This is a genomic window from Allobosea sp. 05T433 (genome assembly GCF_056396065.1).
In genome coordinates, this window is record NZ_JBFTKS010000041.1 from 20,932 (window position 1) to 36,193 (window position 15,262).

Annotated in this window: 13 protein-coding genes; 8 read left to right on the forward strand and 5 right to left on the reverse strand. The window is 63.9% G+C overall.

Annotated elements, in window-relative coordinates; all coding sequences use genetic code 11:
* Positions 1–142 precede the first annotated feature (142 nt).
* From motA to AC1DGP_RS32025, 3 genes are all read left to right on the forward strand, one after another.
* Entirely contained in the window at positions 143–1,207 is a 1,065-nt protein-coding gene (motA, locus tag AC1DGP_RS32015) for a flagellar motor stator protein MotA (protein WP_441507177.1), read from the forward strand.
* Between the two features lie 22 nt (positions 1,208–1,229).
* Complete coding sequence (locus tag AC1DGP_RS32020) at positions 1,230–2,102, forward strand: flagellar motor protein MotB (RefSeq protein WP_441493794.1); 873 nt, start codon at positions 1,230–1,232, stop codon at positions 2,100–2,102.
* Positions 2,103–2,299: 197 nt separating this feature from the next.
* Positions 2,300–4,339, forward strand: coding sequence for an ATP-dependent metallopeptidase FtsH/Yme1/Tma family protein (locus AC1DGP_RS32025; RefSeq protein WP_441507178.1), 2,040 nt, complete (start codon positions 2,300–2,302; stop codon positions 4,337–4,339).
* A gap of 218 nt (positions 4,340–4,557) precedes the next feature.
* On the opposite strand, the gene AC1DGP_RS32030 is transcribed toward AC1DGP_RS32025, so the two are convergent.
* The 3 genes from AC1DGP_RS32030 to AC1DGP_RS32040 are packed head-to-tail and all read right to left on the reverse strand — an operon-like array spanning position 4,558 to position 7,497.
* The gene (locus tag AC1DGP_RS32030; RefSeq protein ID WP_441507179.1) at positions 4,558–6,333 is read right to left on the reverse strand and encodes an MOSC domain-containing protein; all 1,776 of its coding nucleotides are present in this window, start codon (positions 6,331–6,333) and stop codon (positions 4,558–4,560) included.
* Between the two features lie 58 nt (positions 6,334–6,391).
* Positions 6,392–6,691, reverse strand: coding sequence for a hypothetical protein (locus AC1DGP_RS32035; protein ID WP_441507180.1), 300 nt, complete (start codon positions 6,689–6,691; stop codon positions 6,392–6,394).
* Positions 6,688–7,497 (reverse strand): DUF2092 domain-containing protein, encoded by an 810-nt coding sequence (locus tag AC1DGP_RS32040; protein ID WP_476833037.1) that lies wholly within the window; start codon positions 7,495–7,497, stop codon positions 6,688–6,690. The genes AC1DGP_RS32035 and AC1DGP_RS32040 overlap by 4 nt, the downstream gene beginning before the upstream one ends.
* Before the next feature lie 555 nt (positions 7,498–8,052).
* Between AC1DGP_RS32040 and AC1DGP_RS32045 the strand changes: the two genes are divergently transcribed.
* Entirely contained in the window at positions 8,053–8,499 is a 447-nt protein-coding gene (locus AC1DGP_RS32045; protein ID WP_441493799.1) for a universal stress protein, read from the forward strand.
* Positions 8,500–9,043: 544 nt separating this feature from the next.
* Here the strand turns inward: AC1DGP_RS32045 and AC1DGP_RS32050 are convergent.
* On the reverse strand, positions 9,044–9,532 hold the full coding sequence (locus AC1DGP_RS32050) for a GNAT family N-acetyltransferase (RefSeq protein WP_441507181.1): 489 nt from the start codon (positions 9,530–9,532) through the stop codon (positions 9,044–9,046).
* A 154-nt stretch (positions 9,533–9,686) separates the two neighbouring features.
* Positions 9,687–9,812, reverse strand: coding sequence for a hypothetical protein (locus tag AC1DGP_RS32055; RefSeq protein WP_441507182.1), 126 nt, complete (start codon positions 9,810–9,812; stop codon positions 9,687–9,689).
* A 237-nt stretch (positions 9,813–10,049) separates the two neighbouring features.
* On the opposite strand from AC1DGP_RS32055, the gene AC1DGP_RS32060 reads away from it, so the two are divergent.
* The 4 genes from AC1DGP_RS32060 to AC1DGP_RS32075 all read left to right on the forward strand — a co-directional run bounded on the left by AC1DGP_RS32060 (position 10,050) and on the right by AC1DGP_RS32075 (position 14,891).
* On the forward strand, positions 10,050–12,101 hold the full coding sequence (locus AC1DGP_RS32060; RefSeq protein WP_441507183.1) for an FUSC family protein: 2,052 nt from the start codon (positions 10,050–10,052) through the stop codon (positions 12,099–12,101).
* Positions 12,098–12,307 (forward strand): DUF1656 domain-containing protein, encoded by a 210-nt coding sequence (locus AC1DGP_RS32065; protein WP_441493803.1) that lies wholly within the window; start codon positions 12,098–12,100, stop codon positions 12,305–12,307. The genes AC1DGP_RS32060 and AC1DGP_RS32065 overlap by 4 nt, the downstream gene beginning before the upstream one ends.
* The gene (locus tag AC1DGP_RS32070) at positions 12,304–13,176 is read left to right on the forward strand and encodes an efflux RND transporter periplasmic adaptor subunit (protein ID WP_441493804.1); all 873 of its coding nucleotides are present in this window, start codon (positions 12,304–12,306) and stop codon (positions 13,174–13,176) included. The genes AC1DGP_RS32065 and AC1DGP_RS32070 overlap by 4 nt, the downstream gene beginning before the upstream one ends.
* 1,568 nt (positions 13,177–14,744) lie before the next feature.
* Complete coding sequence (locus AC1DGP_RS32075; protein WP_441507184.1) at positions 14,745–14,891, forward strand: hypothetical protein; 147 nt, start codon at positions 14,745–14,747, stop codon at positions 14,889–14,891.
* Positions 14,892–15,262 lie beyond the last annotated feature (371 nt).

Consider the following 15,262-nt stretch of genomic DNA (forward strand, 5'->3'; position numbering starts at 1 on the left):
AAATGGAAGCGGCTGAGCTGGACCAGTCCGGCTCGTTCGTCGAGGCCACGCGCGTCATCCTCAGCCTCGCCGCGCCACAGCAAAGCGGCGCAGCGTAGATGATCCCGGGAAACGGTCCCCTATTGGACGCCGATCACCAGGATTGGCGGAGACTCATTGCACCCCGATTTTCTCCCCTGGGCCTACCCTGCCGCCCCAAGCCTCAAGCCGTAGCCGGAGCACGACGCTTACAAACCTGCGGGCGAATGGCTGTAAACTCGCCCTTAACCTCGATCGGTCATTTCGCTGGACTAGTAGTGAGTTAGCGCGGGCTGCACCTGCTGCGGCGCAGGAAAGCAGATCTATGCGGCTGATCGTCGGCACAATCATCGTCCTTGTCTGCGTCTTCGGCGGCTATGCGGCGATGGGCGGCAAACTCCTCGTCCTTTGGCAGCCGTTCGAATTTGTTATCATCCTCGGTGCAGCGGTCGGTGCCTTCATCATCGGCAACACCGCGCCGGTGCTCAAGGCCGTGCCCGCCATGTTCGGCACGCTGATGAAGGGCTCCAAGTACAAGCCGGAAGCCTATGTCGAACTGCTGGCGATGCAGTATTCCTTGTACAAGCTTGCGAAGCAGAAGGGCCTGCTCGCGGTCGAGCAGCACATTGAAGATCCGAGCGAGTCGACGCTGTTCAACGCCTTCCCGACTTTTGCAGCGAACCATCATGCGGTCGAGTTCGTCTGCGACTACATGCGCATGTTGACGATGGGTGCCGACAACGTCCACGAGATGGACGCTCTCATGGACGAGGAACTGGAAACGCACCACCAGGAGCAGGAGCGCATCGTTGCGGCCATGCAGTCGATCGCCGACGGGACACCAGCGCTCGGCATCGTCGCCGCCGTTCTCGGCGTGATCAAGACGATGGGGTCGATCACCGAGCCGCCGGAGGTGCTGGGACATCTGATCGGCGGCGCGCTCGTAGGCACCTTCTTCGGCGTCTTCGTCGCCTACGGCTTCTTCGGGCCCATGGCGCAGTCGCTCAGGAGCATCTTCGAGGCGGAATCCAAGTACTACCTTTCACTCAAGGCGGGCCTCCTCGCCCATATCAGCGGCCAGCCGCCGGTGATGGCGGTAGAATTTGCTCGCAAGGCTCTGATGAGCGACGTCCGCCCGACCTTCAGCGAAGTGGAAGCGGCAACCGCCGATCTGCCCGCCAACATCTGACCCAATCTCCAGTAGGGACTCGATGGCCAAGCCCGCCCAGCCGATTATCATCAAGAAGGTCAAGAAGGCCGCTCATGCGCACCATGGCGGGGCCTGGAAGATCGCCTATGCGGACTTCGTGACCGCCATGATGGCGTTCTTTCTGCTGATGTGGCTGATCAGCATGACGACGCAGGAGCAGAAGATCGGCCTGGCGGAATACTTCACGCCGGGGGCTGTGAGTGCGAGCACCAGTGGCGCTGGCGGCGTCCTGATGGGTACCGCCCTGGACAAGTCGGGCAACAGGTCGTCGGCGCCCCGCGACGCGGCGAGGGGCATCACGGAGCAGGAGGACGGAGCGCGCCGGACCAGCTCGGGCCGCGCCAGCGACCGCGAAGTCAGCCGCCCGGCCGCCGGCGCGCAGGCCCAGCACAGCGCCGTAGCCAGCCTCCGGCAGGCGCTCCAGAACATGCCCGAAATAGCCGAGCTGTCGCGCAACATCGTGATCGAGCCGACCAAGGAGGGCTTGAACGTTTCCCTCGCGGACGAGCTCGGCCGGTCCATGTTCCCCGAGGGCTCGGTCGACCCCCACGAGCGCACCCGTCGCGTGCTGGTGGCGCTCGCGCCCACCCTGCGCGGACTGCCCAACCAACTGTCTGTCACGGGCCACACGGCCGCCGCGCGCCCGGGCTCGGTGCGGGCCGTCGATTCCTGGAGCCTCTCCGCCGGGCGCGCGCTCGCCGTGCGCGGGATCCTGTCGGGTGCCGGGCTCCCCAACGACCGCTTCGCTTCCGTGGTGGGACGCGCCGACACCGAGCCGGTCTTCCCCGACAATCCCTACATCGCGCCGAACCAACGGGTGACGATCACGCTGCTCAGTGCGGAGCCGCCGCTGCCCCCGAACGTCTTTCGCTGACGACAAGGCGCCTCGGCCGCCTGAGAGTCCGGTTGAGATTGAGCTCAGTCGCTGACACGACGTAAGAGGCTGACAATTGCGACGTGGATTGGCACATAACCGAGACGCCCTTGGCTGACGTTGTGGACGTCAGCTAAGGGCCTCCTTTGCCTATTGCCGAGCGCGCCAGCCAGACTGCCCGAAAGTAAACTCCCTGGATGCCGGCAAAGGGCCAGCCCAGGCCTGCCCAGCGACCTGCCAGCCCGACCCCCACCGAAGTCGCAGGCGCCTGGTCCATTTGCGGCATTGCGCTGACGCGGACGCGTCGCTTCAGGCACTGTCCGAAGCTCGGGGAGAGGCTCGGCCATCTCCGAGCCCCAATCTTAAGGATAAAATTAACGAGTTGTTTACTCTTTCCCGAGGCGTGCGACGCTCGTCAGGGTCGATTCAAAGTCCGGGCTCACATGCTTCATCTTCTCCGCGTCCTCACCCTCGCGCTCGTGCTGGGCACGCCGGTGCTCGCATCGGCGGCCCCCGAATATCGACCGGCCGAGATCTCGTTTGCCGAGACGCTGAAGCTCGCCGAGGCCGGTCAGCTGAAGAGCGTCCGGCTCCTCGATGATCGCCAGGCGCGGGTGACGACGATGGATGGCCGCACGGCCGTCATTCGGACGCCGGTGTCTCAGGCCTGGGCGATAGATCTGGCAAAGAGCGGCACGGACGTGGAATTCGGCAGTCCCGAGGTCAGTGCGCTCAGCCTGTCATTGGGGATTTTCGGGCTGGTGGCGCAAGTCCTGGTGCTGGCCCTGATCGTTGGAATGGCCGTCTGGTTGCTCCGCACTGTCCGCAGCAAGTCGAAGATCGGTGAGTTCATCAAACCTGGCGACCCGAAATCGTTCACCCGGTTCGATCACGTCGCGGGAGCTGACGAGGGCAAGCAGGCTCTCCGGGACATCGTGGCTTATCTGAAGGACCCGTCGAAGTTCGAAGCCGTTGGTGCTCGGGCAAGGAGCGGGGTTCTGCTCGAAGGTGATCCAGGTAACGGCAAGACTCTGCTGGCCAAGGCGGTGGCGGGCGAGGCTGGCGTTCCCTTTCTTTCGGTCTCCGGCTCTGCTTTCCAGGAGATGTTTGCCGGTGTGGGCGCCGCACGCGTGCGCTCGATCTTCAAACAGCTGCGCAAACGCGCTCCCTGCATTCTCTTCATCGACGAGATCGACTCGGTGGGAAAGCGGCGCTCCGATGGCTCGAGCTCGGTGGAAAACGATTCCGCCAACACGCTCAACGAGCTGCTGACCCAGCTTGACGGGCTCGGGTCCTCCGCGGGCATCGTCATCATTGGCGCGACCAACCGCATTGATGTCCTTGACCCGGCGCTGGTGAGGGCCGGGCGCTTTGATCTGCACATCACTGTGCCGGCACCCGACCAGATGGCCCGTGAGCGGATCCTTTTGGTTTCGGCGCGCGACGTCGAGATCGCCGCAGACGTCGATTTCGCGACGGTCGCACGCGGAACACCCGGTTTCTCGGGAGCCGATCTGGCGACCCTGGTGAATGAGGCTGCATTGCGTGCCGGCAAGCGCGGCGACCGTCAGGTCAGGATGGCGGATTTCGAGGACGCGCGTGACGCCAAACTGCTCGGCGGCGACCAGCGCCACGGCCTGATGATCGATCCGGGCGAGATGGAAACGATCATCGTGCATGAAGCAGGGCACGCATTGGCCAACGTCCTGCAGCCGGAATGCGACCCGATCCACAAAGGCACCGTGGCTCCCCGCGGACGCTCGCTTGGGCATATCGCCATGCTGCCGCTGAAGGACCGTGTGCTGCTCCGCAAGTCGAAGCTGAAGGCCGAACTGATCGTCACGATGGCGGGCCGGGCTGCCGAGGAAATCAAGTTTGGCGATGACGCCATCACGAGCGGGGCTGCCGCGGACATCCACGAGGCGACCAAGATAGCCCGTGATATGATCACCCGCTTTGGCATGGGCTCGACGATGGCCAGCCGTGTCGACGGCGGCAGCGCGTTTTCGGCCCGACCGATCTCGGAGAATTCAAAGCAGCGCGTCGATGACGAAGTCGAAGAACTGCTGCGCGAATGCTACGCGGCGGCTCTCACGCTGCTGCGCGCCCATGAGCCTGCCCTGGATGCACTCTCCGCGCGTTTCCGGGAGCAGGACACGCTCTCCGGCGACGAGATCAGACAGATCGTCAAAGACACCATCGAGATGGCCAGTTTGAGCACAAGCCAGGCTGCCTGAAGCATCGGCCCGAAAAGTGGATTGCGGTTTTCGGGGCAAAGCATGCAATCACAGATGATCCAGCATGGTCGTCGCGCCGCGCGCCCTGATTGCGCGCGGCCCGGGAAATCCCGTTCGTCCCGACTGCCGACTGCCGACTGCCGACTGCCGGTTGCCCTGGTTGCGAACACCCAATCTTTGCCGTCCGGCCAGGATCGGAAAGCGGATACTCAGTTCCGTCACAGATCGATGACGACATCGCCCAGAGGCTGGGAACAGCAGATCAGCACATTGACGCCGGCTGGTGGATCGATCGGCTCGGGCCGGTAGGCCACTTTCCCAGCCACAAGCCCGGTTTCACAGGAGTGGCAGACCCCCGTTCGGCAAGACCACCGCGTGGGGATGTCGCAGGCTTCGGCAAGCTCCAGAAGGCTCTGAAACGCCGGCCCCCAAGGGACGCTCAAGCCGCTCCGGGCGAACGAAACCATCGGCCCCGCAGCGGAAGGCCCAGGAGGCAGGTGCGGCGGCAAGTGCGGCGGCCGCTGCGGCGAGGCGACGATTCCCGGGTTATTCGACGGACCTGCGCCGAACCGCTCAGTATGGATACGGTCTTCAGCGATGCCCCAGGCTGCAAGGCCTGCGGTCAGGTTGCTCATGAAGGCCGACGGCCCGCAGATAAAGAAGTCGGCATTGCGCGGGACGTCCAGATCCCGAAGCACCCCGATGTCCAAACGTCCATAAGCATCGAAATCCACGCCCGGCCGGTCCTCGGGATCGGGCGCGCTGTAGCGTATGTGGCGGTGGCCGTGGGCCAGGGCTTCGAGCAGGGTTCGGGTCTCCTGAGCAAAAGGGTGCTCACGGCCGCGGCGGGCCCCGTGCAGCCACCAGACGTCCCGTGGCGATGCTTCGGCCGCCAATGCGTGGAGCATCGACAGGACGGGAGTCGCCCCCACCCCCGCACTCAGGAGGACAACGGGGCTATCGTCCAACCGAAGCGTGAAGTTGCCTCGTGGCGCGCTCACGTCCAGCACGTCGCCAATCTGCACCGCTTCGTCGATATAGGTGCCCGCCACGCCGTGCGGTTCCCGCTTTACGCTGACGCGATAGTTGCGGTCGCTGGGTTCGCCCGACAAGGAGTAGCTGCGCATCAGCGCCGGCGCGACCGGGGCCGGCCTCAGGCGCAGCACGACAAACTGACCGGGAAGAGCAGCCGTCAGGGGCTGTTCATCTACGGGCTCAAGCGCCAGAGAGATCACGCCGCCGCTCTCGCGAATCTTGCGCGACACCCGCAGCGGGCGGAAACCCGCCCATGCTGGCGGCGGCCCGGACACCGGAGCGAGCCCGGCATTTCCCGTCGTCGCGCTGCTGCTCTGCTCTTGCGCGAGCAGCGCCTGGAAGGATGCGCGCCAGCCTGCGCTCAGTGCGGGGATGCGCAGCGCCCGCTCGATCAGGCTGCTGGGGTGACCGGGCCTATAGAGCAGCGCATCGATCTCGGCGACGGTGATCCGCTCGGCGCCGATTCCGACCTGGACGATCTCATCGCCCGCTTCGACCTGGCCTTCCTCCAGAACACGCAGATAGAAACCGGGCCTGCCACGCGCCACCAGCAGCGCGGCCATTTGCGGCTCGTTCATGCGAAGACCGACCCGGTAGCAAGTGACGCGCGGCTGCGTCACTTCGAACAGGGCGCTGCCGATCCTGTAACGGTCGCCAATGCAGACCTCACCATCCGGCAAGCCATCGACCGTGAAATTTTCTCCGAACTGTCCATAGGAGAAGTCGTCCCGGCCCAGCTCAGCTTGCCAAAAGCGATAGGAGCCCAATTGGTAGACCAAAACAGCCCGGTGCTCGCCGCCGTGCCCGGCAAGGTCTCCTTGCCCATCCCCATCGATGTTGAGCCGACGTACCGCGCGCGGGCCCTGAACCGGACTTTTCCAAACGGCGGTGTGGACGGTCTTGCCCTGCCACGGAATGTCGCGTGGCAGGCCCACATTGACCGAAAGCAAGCGAGCCATCACTAAGCCGCCGCCCTGGTGGAAGCCGCGATCGATACGCCTCCGGAGAGCAGGCCGACTACGGACATTGGTAGACGATCTGGCCGTAGGAGTTCACGACCTGCTGGCAGCCTGGGGCGTAATAATAGGCCCCAGCCGCCGCGGCTCCGGCGGCCCCGTAGGCGGCGCTCCTGCGGGTGGTCCGGCGGGCCACGCCGGCGTAACTCATCGGCGTCAACGGTCGCCCGACCCTCGCCTCCGCCTGACTGGTGAACGCGGCCGATGGAACGGAGATGTCTCCGCTCCAGAGCAGGGCAGCGCCGCCGGCCAGCACTGCGAGCGCGGCGCGGGACATGAATTTCAAGGCTGACTTGTTCATTTCTGACCTCCGGGAACGACGCCGGCTGGAATTTCGTCAATGTCTTTGAGCAAGGTGATCGCAACGCCGCTGGCGCCTTCCGGCGGCTTGAAAGCGAACGCATCCGGTGCCGGGCTGACGCCGGTCTTCCAATCCCTGAGCCGCAGCGTGTACTGGGGCGCGGCACCAACGGCCTTGCTCGTGATGACGTATTTGCACGGCAGCGGCCGGTCACCGACCTCGACCCAGAGCTGCCAGTCGGTGTCCAGATTGCGGAAGGCGAGATGTTCGCATTCGACGCCCCCGACGATGCCGCGGCCGAGATGCTTGGCCTCCAGCACCCCGGCCATCAGCGCGTCGTAGGGCTTCGACAGAAGAAGGTCCGCCCCTGGAATTTCGAGCAGGGTTTCGTTTCGGAGCTTGTCGACCACGGTGTCGAAGGAACCGACGGCGGGAACCTGTGCGAACCGGTTGCCGCCGCGGTCAAAGACCGTCACGTTTGAACCGTCTGAGATCAGTTCGACATCGGCATAGCCGCCGGTCCGGCTGATGCGAAATTTGTTCGGGCGGCTCATGGTGACCTCACCCGAGGCGCTGAACTGGATCTTCTCAACGGCAGGCGTCACCACCTCGACGTCGGCATCGAACTTCACGGACAGGTTCTCCTGGCGGCTGAGATAGTCCGCCATCCCCTTCACGATGCTCCGGGCGTCGTCCTCCGCCGAGGMGACAGGCGCCGCAACACCTGTCACGGCCATCGCGGCGAGAAGGCCGAGCGCGGACCTCAAAAGCGCGGCGCGCGGATGCAAACGGATCCTTCGGTTCATTGCGTGATCCTCCCTGGCTTTCCTCGGGAGCGAACCAGCGGAGACCAGGCCTGCTTCGTCCCATTGGATCAACAGCCCCGCAGCGGCACTTTAATCCTTCGCGAACACCATGAACACCGGGCTTGACCGATGACAGTCTCCTCGGCGTTCAGGCTGCTGTCGCCGACGAGCTTCCGGCTCGAAGGTCAGGCCCGTTGCTCCAGGGCTCCTCGCGCGTGAATTCGAAATGGCATCGGCCTGAATGGCGCGAGTTGCCGGGCGGCTGCCATGCGAGCACAACGACCGAGAGGGGCGGGGAGCTGACATTCGCCGGACCACGTCGGCCGTTCGCGCGGCGACGTGCTGCGCCATCGCGTGCGCACCCGATAAGGTCTGGAACCACAACGCCTGTTGGCCGGCCTGGCGCAACCGGCGTCGCGCACAGGCCGAGGCCGCTGGCGGCCTGCGGGATCTGCTTAGGCACATCAGCGCGATCGTCACGACGCTCGGCAGCGTATGCTTGTCTTCGGATCACTGTCATCCAGAATGCCAATGCGATTGCTGACGGAGAGACAAATGTACAAACACATTCTCATCGCAACAGACGGCTCCGAACTTGCTCGCAAGGGACTTGAACATGGCCTGGCCCTCGCCAAGCCGCTCGGGGCGAAAGTCACCGTTCTGACCGTGTCGGAGCCCCTGAGCCCGGACATGGCACGCGCAGCCCGACTTAGCGGCGTCGGTGATCCCATCGGGGGCTACGACCACCAGATTGATGCGCTGATGAAGGAACGATTTGCGTCCATCGAACAACACGCGTCCAAACACGGCGTTACGGTGGATCTGGAGCACGAGATTGATGATTCGCCTGCCGAGGCAATCGTCCGATCGGCCAAGCTCAATGGCTGTGATCTTATCGTCATGTCCTCTCATGGCCGCCGTGGTGTGCAGAAGGTCTTGCTCGGCAGTCAGACATCAGAGGTTCTGGCGAGGACGACAATCCCTGTTCTGGTGATCCGGTAGTCGCTGATCTCTTCCGGCTTGTGACGCTTCTTCGGCATGGCGGTCCTCCTGTCTGACTCAAGACATCCGTGGACCAATTCCGCGGGGGTGGAGCACGCGACGCGTGGCACGATCTGTCCGGTGCGGGGCTCCGACCCAGTCCTCGCGGCACCGTCGTCCCGCGGAGGAGGGAGCGTCCCCTGCGATGACGCCCGCATCTCGTCGCGGAAGCTTCGCTGGCTATGTCAGCCGCGGCATTCCTCGAGGTCGAGATCGAGTTTGCTGCCCTGCAGGAACGCCTCCGGCCAGGCCGAGGTTCACACTGTCCCCTTCCAAGAGCCAACACCGGTGGGATGGCCACATGAGTTTATGGTCGCTGCCCGTGTACGGCTGCCTCGGGTTGCCGAAGCGGACGTGACGCAAAAACCCGCCGGATCGCTCCGGCGGGTTTGCTGTCAGGCTCCGAGCGCGATCGCTCGTCCCAATCGACAGGGCAGGGCGTCAGATCCGGCGGACGTTCCAGAACAGCGGGGAGGACGCCGTCAGGATGTCCTGGGGTGCCCGTTCACCGATCCACGAGCGAAAGGACGACTTCGACCTCCTCGTCGAACATTCCGCCGGTGGGAGAAAAGCCGAGCTTTTCATAGAATGCCTGCGGGCTGCCCGGCCCAAGGCCAAAGCTCGTGTAAAGTTCTCTGATACCCCGCGATCGGAGGCGCGAAGCGATCTTGGAGATTGCCTGCTTTCCAAAGCCGCGGTTCTGAAAAGGCCTGGCGATCATGAAACGCCACAAGTAAGGGCCAGGGCAGTCGATCCCATCGTCCCAATCCGATCCTTCGTGCACCATGACGAAACCGATCAAGACATCACCCGCATAAACTCCACGGAACCAAGCCGATTCCGAACAGAATCCTTCTGCAATCGACGACCCGTTGTCCGCGACAAAATCTCTCTGTTCTTCGGGCAGGGTCTCGCTCAGTTCACAAATTTCAGAGACATTTGCAGACGTGACCCGTCGAAACGTTACCTCTGCATCACTTGGTGGGAGTGCCATATTCGAAATTCCTGCACTGTCGATAGTAATAATGGTAATTTCGGCTCGCTATCAAATGACTAAATCGAAATCAAGAAAATATGATCACGAAATATCGCCTGTTTGGGGCTCTGTTGGTGTTTTGTATTGAGGAACGCTAGGGAAAGCAGAGTTGTTAAACTGTCTCTTCGAGGAGCTGTTTCGCGCGTGCGGCATTGGGCTTGGTGAATGGCAGATCGCGATTGAGCCCGAAGATATCCGGCGTCACCAGCTGTCCGACGGGTTTGCCGAAGCCTTCCATGGCGATCTCGGCGCGCCCGATTGGTGACGGAGGAACCGGGTCAGTTCGTGTGAAAAATGCTCCAGCCGCCGCGCTCAACCGGTTCCCTGGAGGTGCGGCGCTGGACGACGGTGTCCAAGTCCATGGTCTGCACCTCGACATCCGCGCCGAGCGGCCGGATCCTGAATGCGCAGCTCGACTTGCGGTCCGTCGATCATTGGGCAACCATGCCAACGCGACGCCCTCAGAGACCGGAACATGCCCCCGGACAGGCCCTTCCTGGTCAGACACGCGGACCTGATCTTCGCGCTCAAGACCTTCGGCGCCGCCATACTCGCCTTCGTCATCGCGCTGTGGATCGATCTCCCGCGCCCATCCTGGGCCATGGCCACCGTCTACATCACCTCGCAGCCCCTCGCCGGAGGGACGAGCGCGAAGGCGATCTACCGCCTGCTCGGGACTGTGATCGGCGCTGTCGCCGCCATGGCCATGGTTCCGAGCCTCGTCAACGTACCGGAACTGCTGTGTCTGGCGATCGCGCTATGGGTCGGCCTGTGCCTTTGCCTCGCGCTGCTGGACGGGACGGCACGCAGTTACGCTTTCCTTCTGTCGGGCTATACGGCTGCGATCATCGCCTTTCCGTCCGTCTCGGATCCCGGCAGCATCTTCGACACCGCGATCGCGCGCGTTCAGGAAATCTCGCTGGGCATCATCTGCGCTGCGGTCATATCCGGGACGGTATTCCCGCAGAGCAGCGGCACGGTCATCTCCGAGCTGCTCGATTACTGGCTCGCGACCGCGGCCAAGCTGTCGCAGGAGGCCCTCGCCGGGAGCGGGGTCGGCCAGGAGCAGCATTTGCAGCGGCTCCTGAGGGAGGCAGTCGAGATCGAAGCCATGGAGAGCCAGCTCGATCATGACCGGCTGACCGACATCGAGGCCGCGCGTGGATTGCGCATTCTCCGGCGGCACATGCTGATGCTCGTGCCGATCCTTGCCTCGATCAACGACCGGATCGCGGCACTCGGTCCCCGGTTGCGCGACGGTGAATCCGATCTCGCCCGGCTCTTCGAGCGCCTGTCTGCATGGATCGCCGACGACCGCTCCGTCGCGCAACCGACGCTCGAACTGTCGTTGGAGATCGAGGCCCGTCGCCTTAGGCTCTCCACCGACTCGAGCTGGGACCAGGTCCTGATCGTCAGTCTGCTGATCCGCCTGCTGGAACTCGCCGATCTCTTGCAGGACTGCCGCTTGCTCCGCTCCGCGATCGACGAAGGCCGGGATCCCTCCCGTGTCACCCTTCGGTTCGATCCGGAGGCCGGGGCCGAGGTCGCCCGGCATCGCGATCCCATACTCGCCATCTGGTCGGCGGCGGCCACGGCCATAGCAATCCTGCTTTGCTGCGCGTTCTGGATCGGCACCGGTTGGCCGGATGGCGCCTCCGCCCCGATGATGGCTGCGGTGGCATGCTCGATCTTCGCCTCCCGGGACGACCCGGCGATGGGCATGCGCAGTTTCGGGGGATGGGCGGTCGTCGCCATCATCGTCGCCGGAATTCACCTGTTCGCGTTGCTCCCGCGGATCTCGGACATCGAGGTGGTCGTCGTGGCCCTGGCGCCGACGCTCGTCTTGTTTGGTTATCTGATCGCGCGGCCCTCGACGACAGCGATAGGCACCGCGCTCGCCGTCAACTTCGCGACGATGCTGGCGCTGCAATCCACCTATCAGGCGGACTTCGCGGGGTTCGTCAATTCGGCGATCGCCTTCGTGTTGGGCATATCGGCGGCCATTGCGGTGATGCGGACGCTGCGCTCGATCCGCACGGAATGGATCGTGGCCCGCCTCCTGCGGAAGGGCTGGGTCGCGCTCGCCCTGGCGGCGGAACATCGCGGTAAGCGCGACCGGGCCAATTTCGTCGGCGCCATGCTCGCCCGCCTCGACCAGCTCGTGCAGCGGCTCGCCGCCATTCCTGAAATCGAGCGACGCGACGTCGAGAACCTCGGCCAATTGCGGGTCGGTCTCAACATCATCGACCTGCGCCGCGCGCGTCATCAGCTCTCGGAGAACACCGTCCGGGCGATCGACGGCTTGCTCGACAGGCTGGCCGCCACGTTCCGCGCCTATCCGGGAGGGGCGATGCCCGAGAGCCTGCTCGCCGATATCGACACCACATTGACCGCAATCGTCGACGATCCCGGTGCCGGGGCCAAGGAAGACGCCCTGATCGGGCTTGTCGGCATCAGGCGCGGATTGTTCCCGCAAGCACCGCCCTATATGCCTCAGTCCCCGGTGATCGCGATGCAACTCGCATGAGAACGGACCTCGACATCTTCGGCGTCTATGTTCCCTCGCTGCTGCTGGGGTTCGTGATCGCGTATGTCCTGTCGGCGCTGCTCTCGCGGTTGTTCCGCCGGATCGGCCTCTATCAACACGTCTGGCATCGGGCGTTGTTCGATCTGGCCGTCTTCGCCTGCCTCCTTGGCATGGTCGTCTTTCTCTCTTCGGGGATTCTGGCGTGAAAGACCTGCTTGCGTCATACGGCCGCTACGCGATCACGGGCATCGCCGTACTCGCTGCCATCGTGGTCGGACACTGGCTCTGGGGCTACTACATGGACGCCCCCTGGACGCGGGATGGTCGTGTCCGAGCCGATATCGTGGTGGTGGCGCCCGACGTATCGGGTTTCGTGACCGAGGTTCTCGTCCGCGACAACCAGCCGGTCAAACGCGGCGACCCGCTGTTTCGGATCGACCGCGCGCGGTTCGAGCTGGCGCGGCAACAGGCCGAAGCCGTTGTCGCCGGCCGGAAGGCGTCGCTGGAACAGGCGAACCTCGACTTCGACCGCTATCACACGTTGAGCGCCGACGCTGTGTCCCGGCAGCGGCAGGAGGAGGTGCGGGCGACACAGCTCGTGGCCAAGGCGGCCCATGAACAGGCCGTGGCCGATCTCGGTGTCGCCCAGCTCAATCTCGACCGCAGCGAGGTACGCGCCTCCGTCAACGGCGTCATCACCAATATGGACCTGCGTCCGGGCAGTTTCGTCAGCACCGGCAAGGGCGTCATGGCGCTGGTCGATACCGATACGTTGCGCGTAGAGGGCTATTTCGAGGAGACGAGGCTCTCGCGCATCCATGTCGGCGATCCGGCTTCGATCCTCCTGATGGGCGACGGCACCCGCCTGACCGGTCGCGTCGAAAGCATCGCGGCCGGCATCTACGATCGCGACCGCGGGGCGGGCAGCAATCTGCTCGCCGACGTCAATCCGACCTTCAACTGGGTGCGGCTGGCGCAGCGCGTGCCGGTGCGCATTGCACTCGACGAAGTCCCACCCGGCACGCTTCTCGTGTCGGGCCGAACCGCCACGGTCGAAATCCGCTCCGCGAGGTAGCTACCGTTTGATGCGGCATCGACGGGCCAGGACCGCGATGCTTCGGATGGTGCTCGTCTCACTGCCGCTGAGGCGGAGATGGGCGCCTATGTCTCGGCGGCGGCGCACCCGGCCGACGTGGCGTGGGTGGCCCTTGCATGAATTCCGCGGCCATCCCGTCGAGACCCCGCGCGGTCCTCGGCAGTAGAGAAAAGCCGCATCGTGCTGGAAGGCGTGCGCGGCGATCGGAGCATCGCCGAGCACTGTCGGCGCGAGACATGCTCTGCGAGCGAACCCGAGGTTCGTCTCGCCGCGTGTTGGTCCGCCAATGTGATCAAGCGCATTTAAGCCAGAAGCGGGAAGGGCGATAACTCTCGGCATCGGATTATCGGAAGGACCAGACCGATGGCCTTCAGGACCGCGTTCGCGCATCAGGACAACACGCGAGACGTCAGTGTCTCGATCATGTCTCTCATCCCTGCCTTTGTTGCCGTCGGCTCGCTTGTCGGTGACATGTCTCTCATGGCTCCGGGCATGCTTCACATGTTGCCGAGTGGTTGCTTGGCCTCATTCTGCGGTATTTCTACTTCTCTGTTCCTTGCGTCTCGTGACATGGATTTAGATTGTATCTCGAGGTGTTTTAGTTTCGAGGTCGGTTATTTTATGAAGCCAATCCGAAGACTGCGGACCATCTGTTCGACTGGAGTTTTTTGCGCTCGGAACGTTGGGGTCCATCGGGATGAGCCTGGGCATCAGCTCCTGAGGTTTCAGCTTCGCCCCGGTGGCGGCGACAACCCGCGCGCTTTACCGGCCGTCATTGTCATGGTTTCCCGCACCCAGAAATGAGGCGAAATCCGATGCTGCTGCGTGGAATCGCCGTTTTCACATCCTTTCCCCTAGCTCTGGCGGCTGCCGAATTCGGATCAACCGAAAACGGCTCCAAGTGGGTCCCTCGGCTTGGCGACGTGGTTCCTCGTTCGATCCGGGTCGTGGGCCTCGACGGCGAGGCTCGATCCTTGCCTTTTGGCATGGTGATCGTCGATGGGCGAATTGTCGTACTGGTGAAGGCAGGCACGAGGGAGATTGTCGACATCACATCGGATGAGCCAGTCGGTGCGCCTCCGCTCCCAAGGAACCCTTCAGCGCCGCTCCGGCCACGCGGCGAGCGGTTTCAATAGGACACGGGCCTCGGCGCACATTCCCAGGAACATGATCGCCGCTAGCCGCGGGGGGCAACTTTCCGTGTGTGCGGGGCAAGACAGCCAAGTGCGAGCGTGCGCCGATAGCGGGCGGGAAGCACCGCAGCGGCGATTTCGTTCGGTCAGTCGGTCTTCACTCGAAACCTCTGGCGAAAAACCCCGTAGACACCAGTTTGGGAGAGCCCTGGCGCTACGGGGTCTCCTGCACCCGGCAGTGTCACCCAGGGGAGGGGTGCCGGGGAGCCTTGGATTAGTGCCGGCCTATCCGCTACCCCCACCTCCTGCCGCCGAAGATTGTCATGGCAAGGTCGTGCAATGCCGCATGGTGCTGACGATAGGCAGCCTGGTCAAGCGCTGCGCTGGACATCGTCCAGCAGCTTTTGCCCGGAGATGGAGACGCTGACGGCGCAATGGCAGGCCAGCACCGACGAGGCCCAGGCGCACGGTGCCCCAGTCCATCGTCTGCACGTCGACATTCAGGCCGAGCCGCTCGGCGCCATGAGCGGGCTCTGGCTTCCGGCCCGAAAGCAGAGCTGAAGCCAGCGACGGTGACACGTCCGAAACGACCCATTCCCGGCGTTTGGAGCGTCCGCTCTTGGGTCGGTCGACTCGCGAGAGGCCAAGCTCGCGGACTTGGCGCGGAAGTTTTACCCAATCAGGTTTCGTGGCGGCGAGGCTGCCTCCGATGACAAGGACGGGTTGAGCTCGGGCTTTCACGGCTCGGATGAGTTCTCAGCCGGATTTCGGGTCAAGTGAAAACAGCCCTGAAATGCAAAATGCCCGCCGTGAGGCGGGCATTCGCTCTTCGACCGAAGCTCAAGGGGAGGGAATCATGAGCCCCGGGAGAAACTACCTGGAACGCGCTGCGCCCGGTGACGCGGCGGTTCTATTCAGTGACTTCAGGCCGC

Coding starts and splice junctions, on each gene's coding strand:
- AC1DGP_RS32075 (WP_441507184.1), top strand. CDS start 14,745: ATGGAGACGCTGACGGCGCAATGGCAGGCCAGCACCGACGAGGCCCAG.
- AC1DGP_RS32045 (WP_441493799.1), top strand. CDS start 8,053: ATGTACAAACACATTCTCATCGCAACAGACGGCTCCGAACTTGCTCGC.
- AC1DGP_RS32060 (WP_441507183.1), top strand. CDS start 10,050: ATGCCCCCGGACAGGCCCTTCCTGGTCAGACACGCGGACCTGATCTTC.
- AC1DGP_RS32035 (WP_441507180.1), bottom strand. CDS start 6,691: ATGAACAAGTCAGCCTTGAAATTCATGTCCCGCGCCGCGCTCGCAGTG.
- AC1DGP_RS32055 (WP_441507182.1), bottom strand. CDS start 9,812: ATGGAAGGCTTCGGCAAACCCGTCGGACAGCTGGTGACGCCGGATATC.
- AC1DGP_RS32025 (WP_441507178.1), top strand. CDS start 2,300: ATGCCGGCAAAGGGCCAGCCCAGGCCTGCCCAGCGACCTGCCAGCCCG.
- AC1DGP_RS32065 (WP_441493803.1), top strand. CDS start 12,098: ATGAGAACGGACCTCGACATCTTCGGCGTCTATGTTCCCTCGCTGCTG.
- AC1DGP_RS32050 (WP_441507181.1), bottom strand. CDS start 9,532: ATGGCACTCCCACCAAGTGATGCAGAGGTAACGTTTCGACGGGTCACG.
- AC1DGP_RS32020 (WP_441493794.1), top strand. CDS start 1,230: ATGGCCAAGCCCGCCCAGCCGATTATCATCAAGAAGGTCAAGAAGGCC.
- AC1DGP_RS32030 (WP_441507179.1), bottom strand. CDS start 6,333: ATGGCTCGCTTGCTTTCGGTCAATGTGGGCCTGCCACGCGACATTCCG.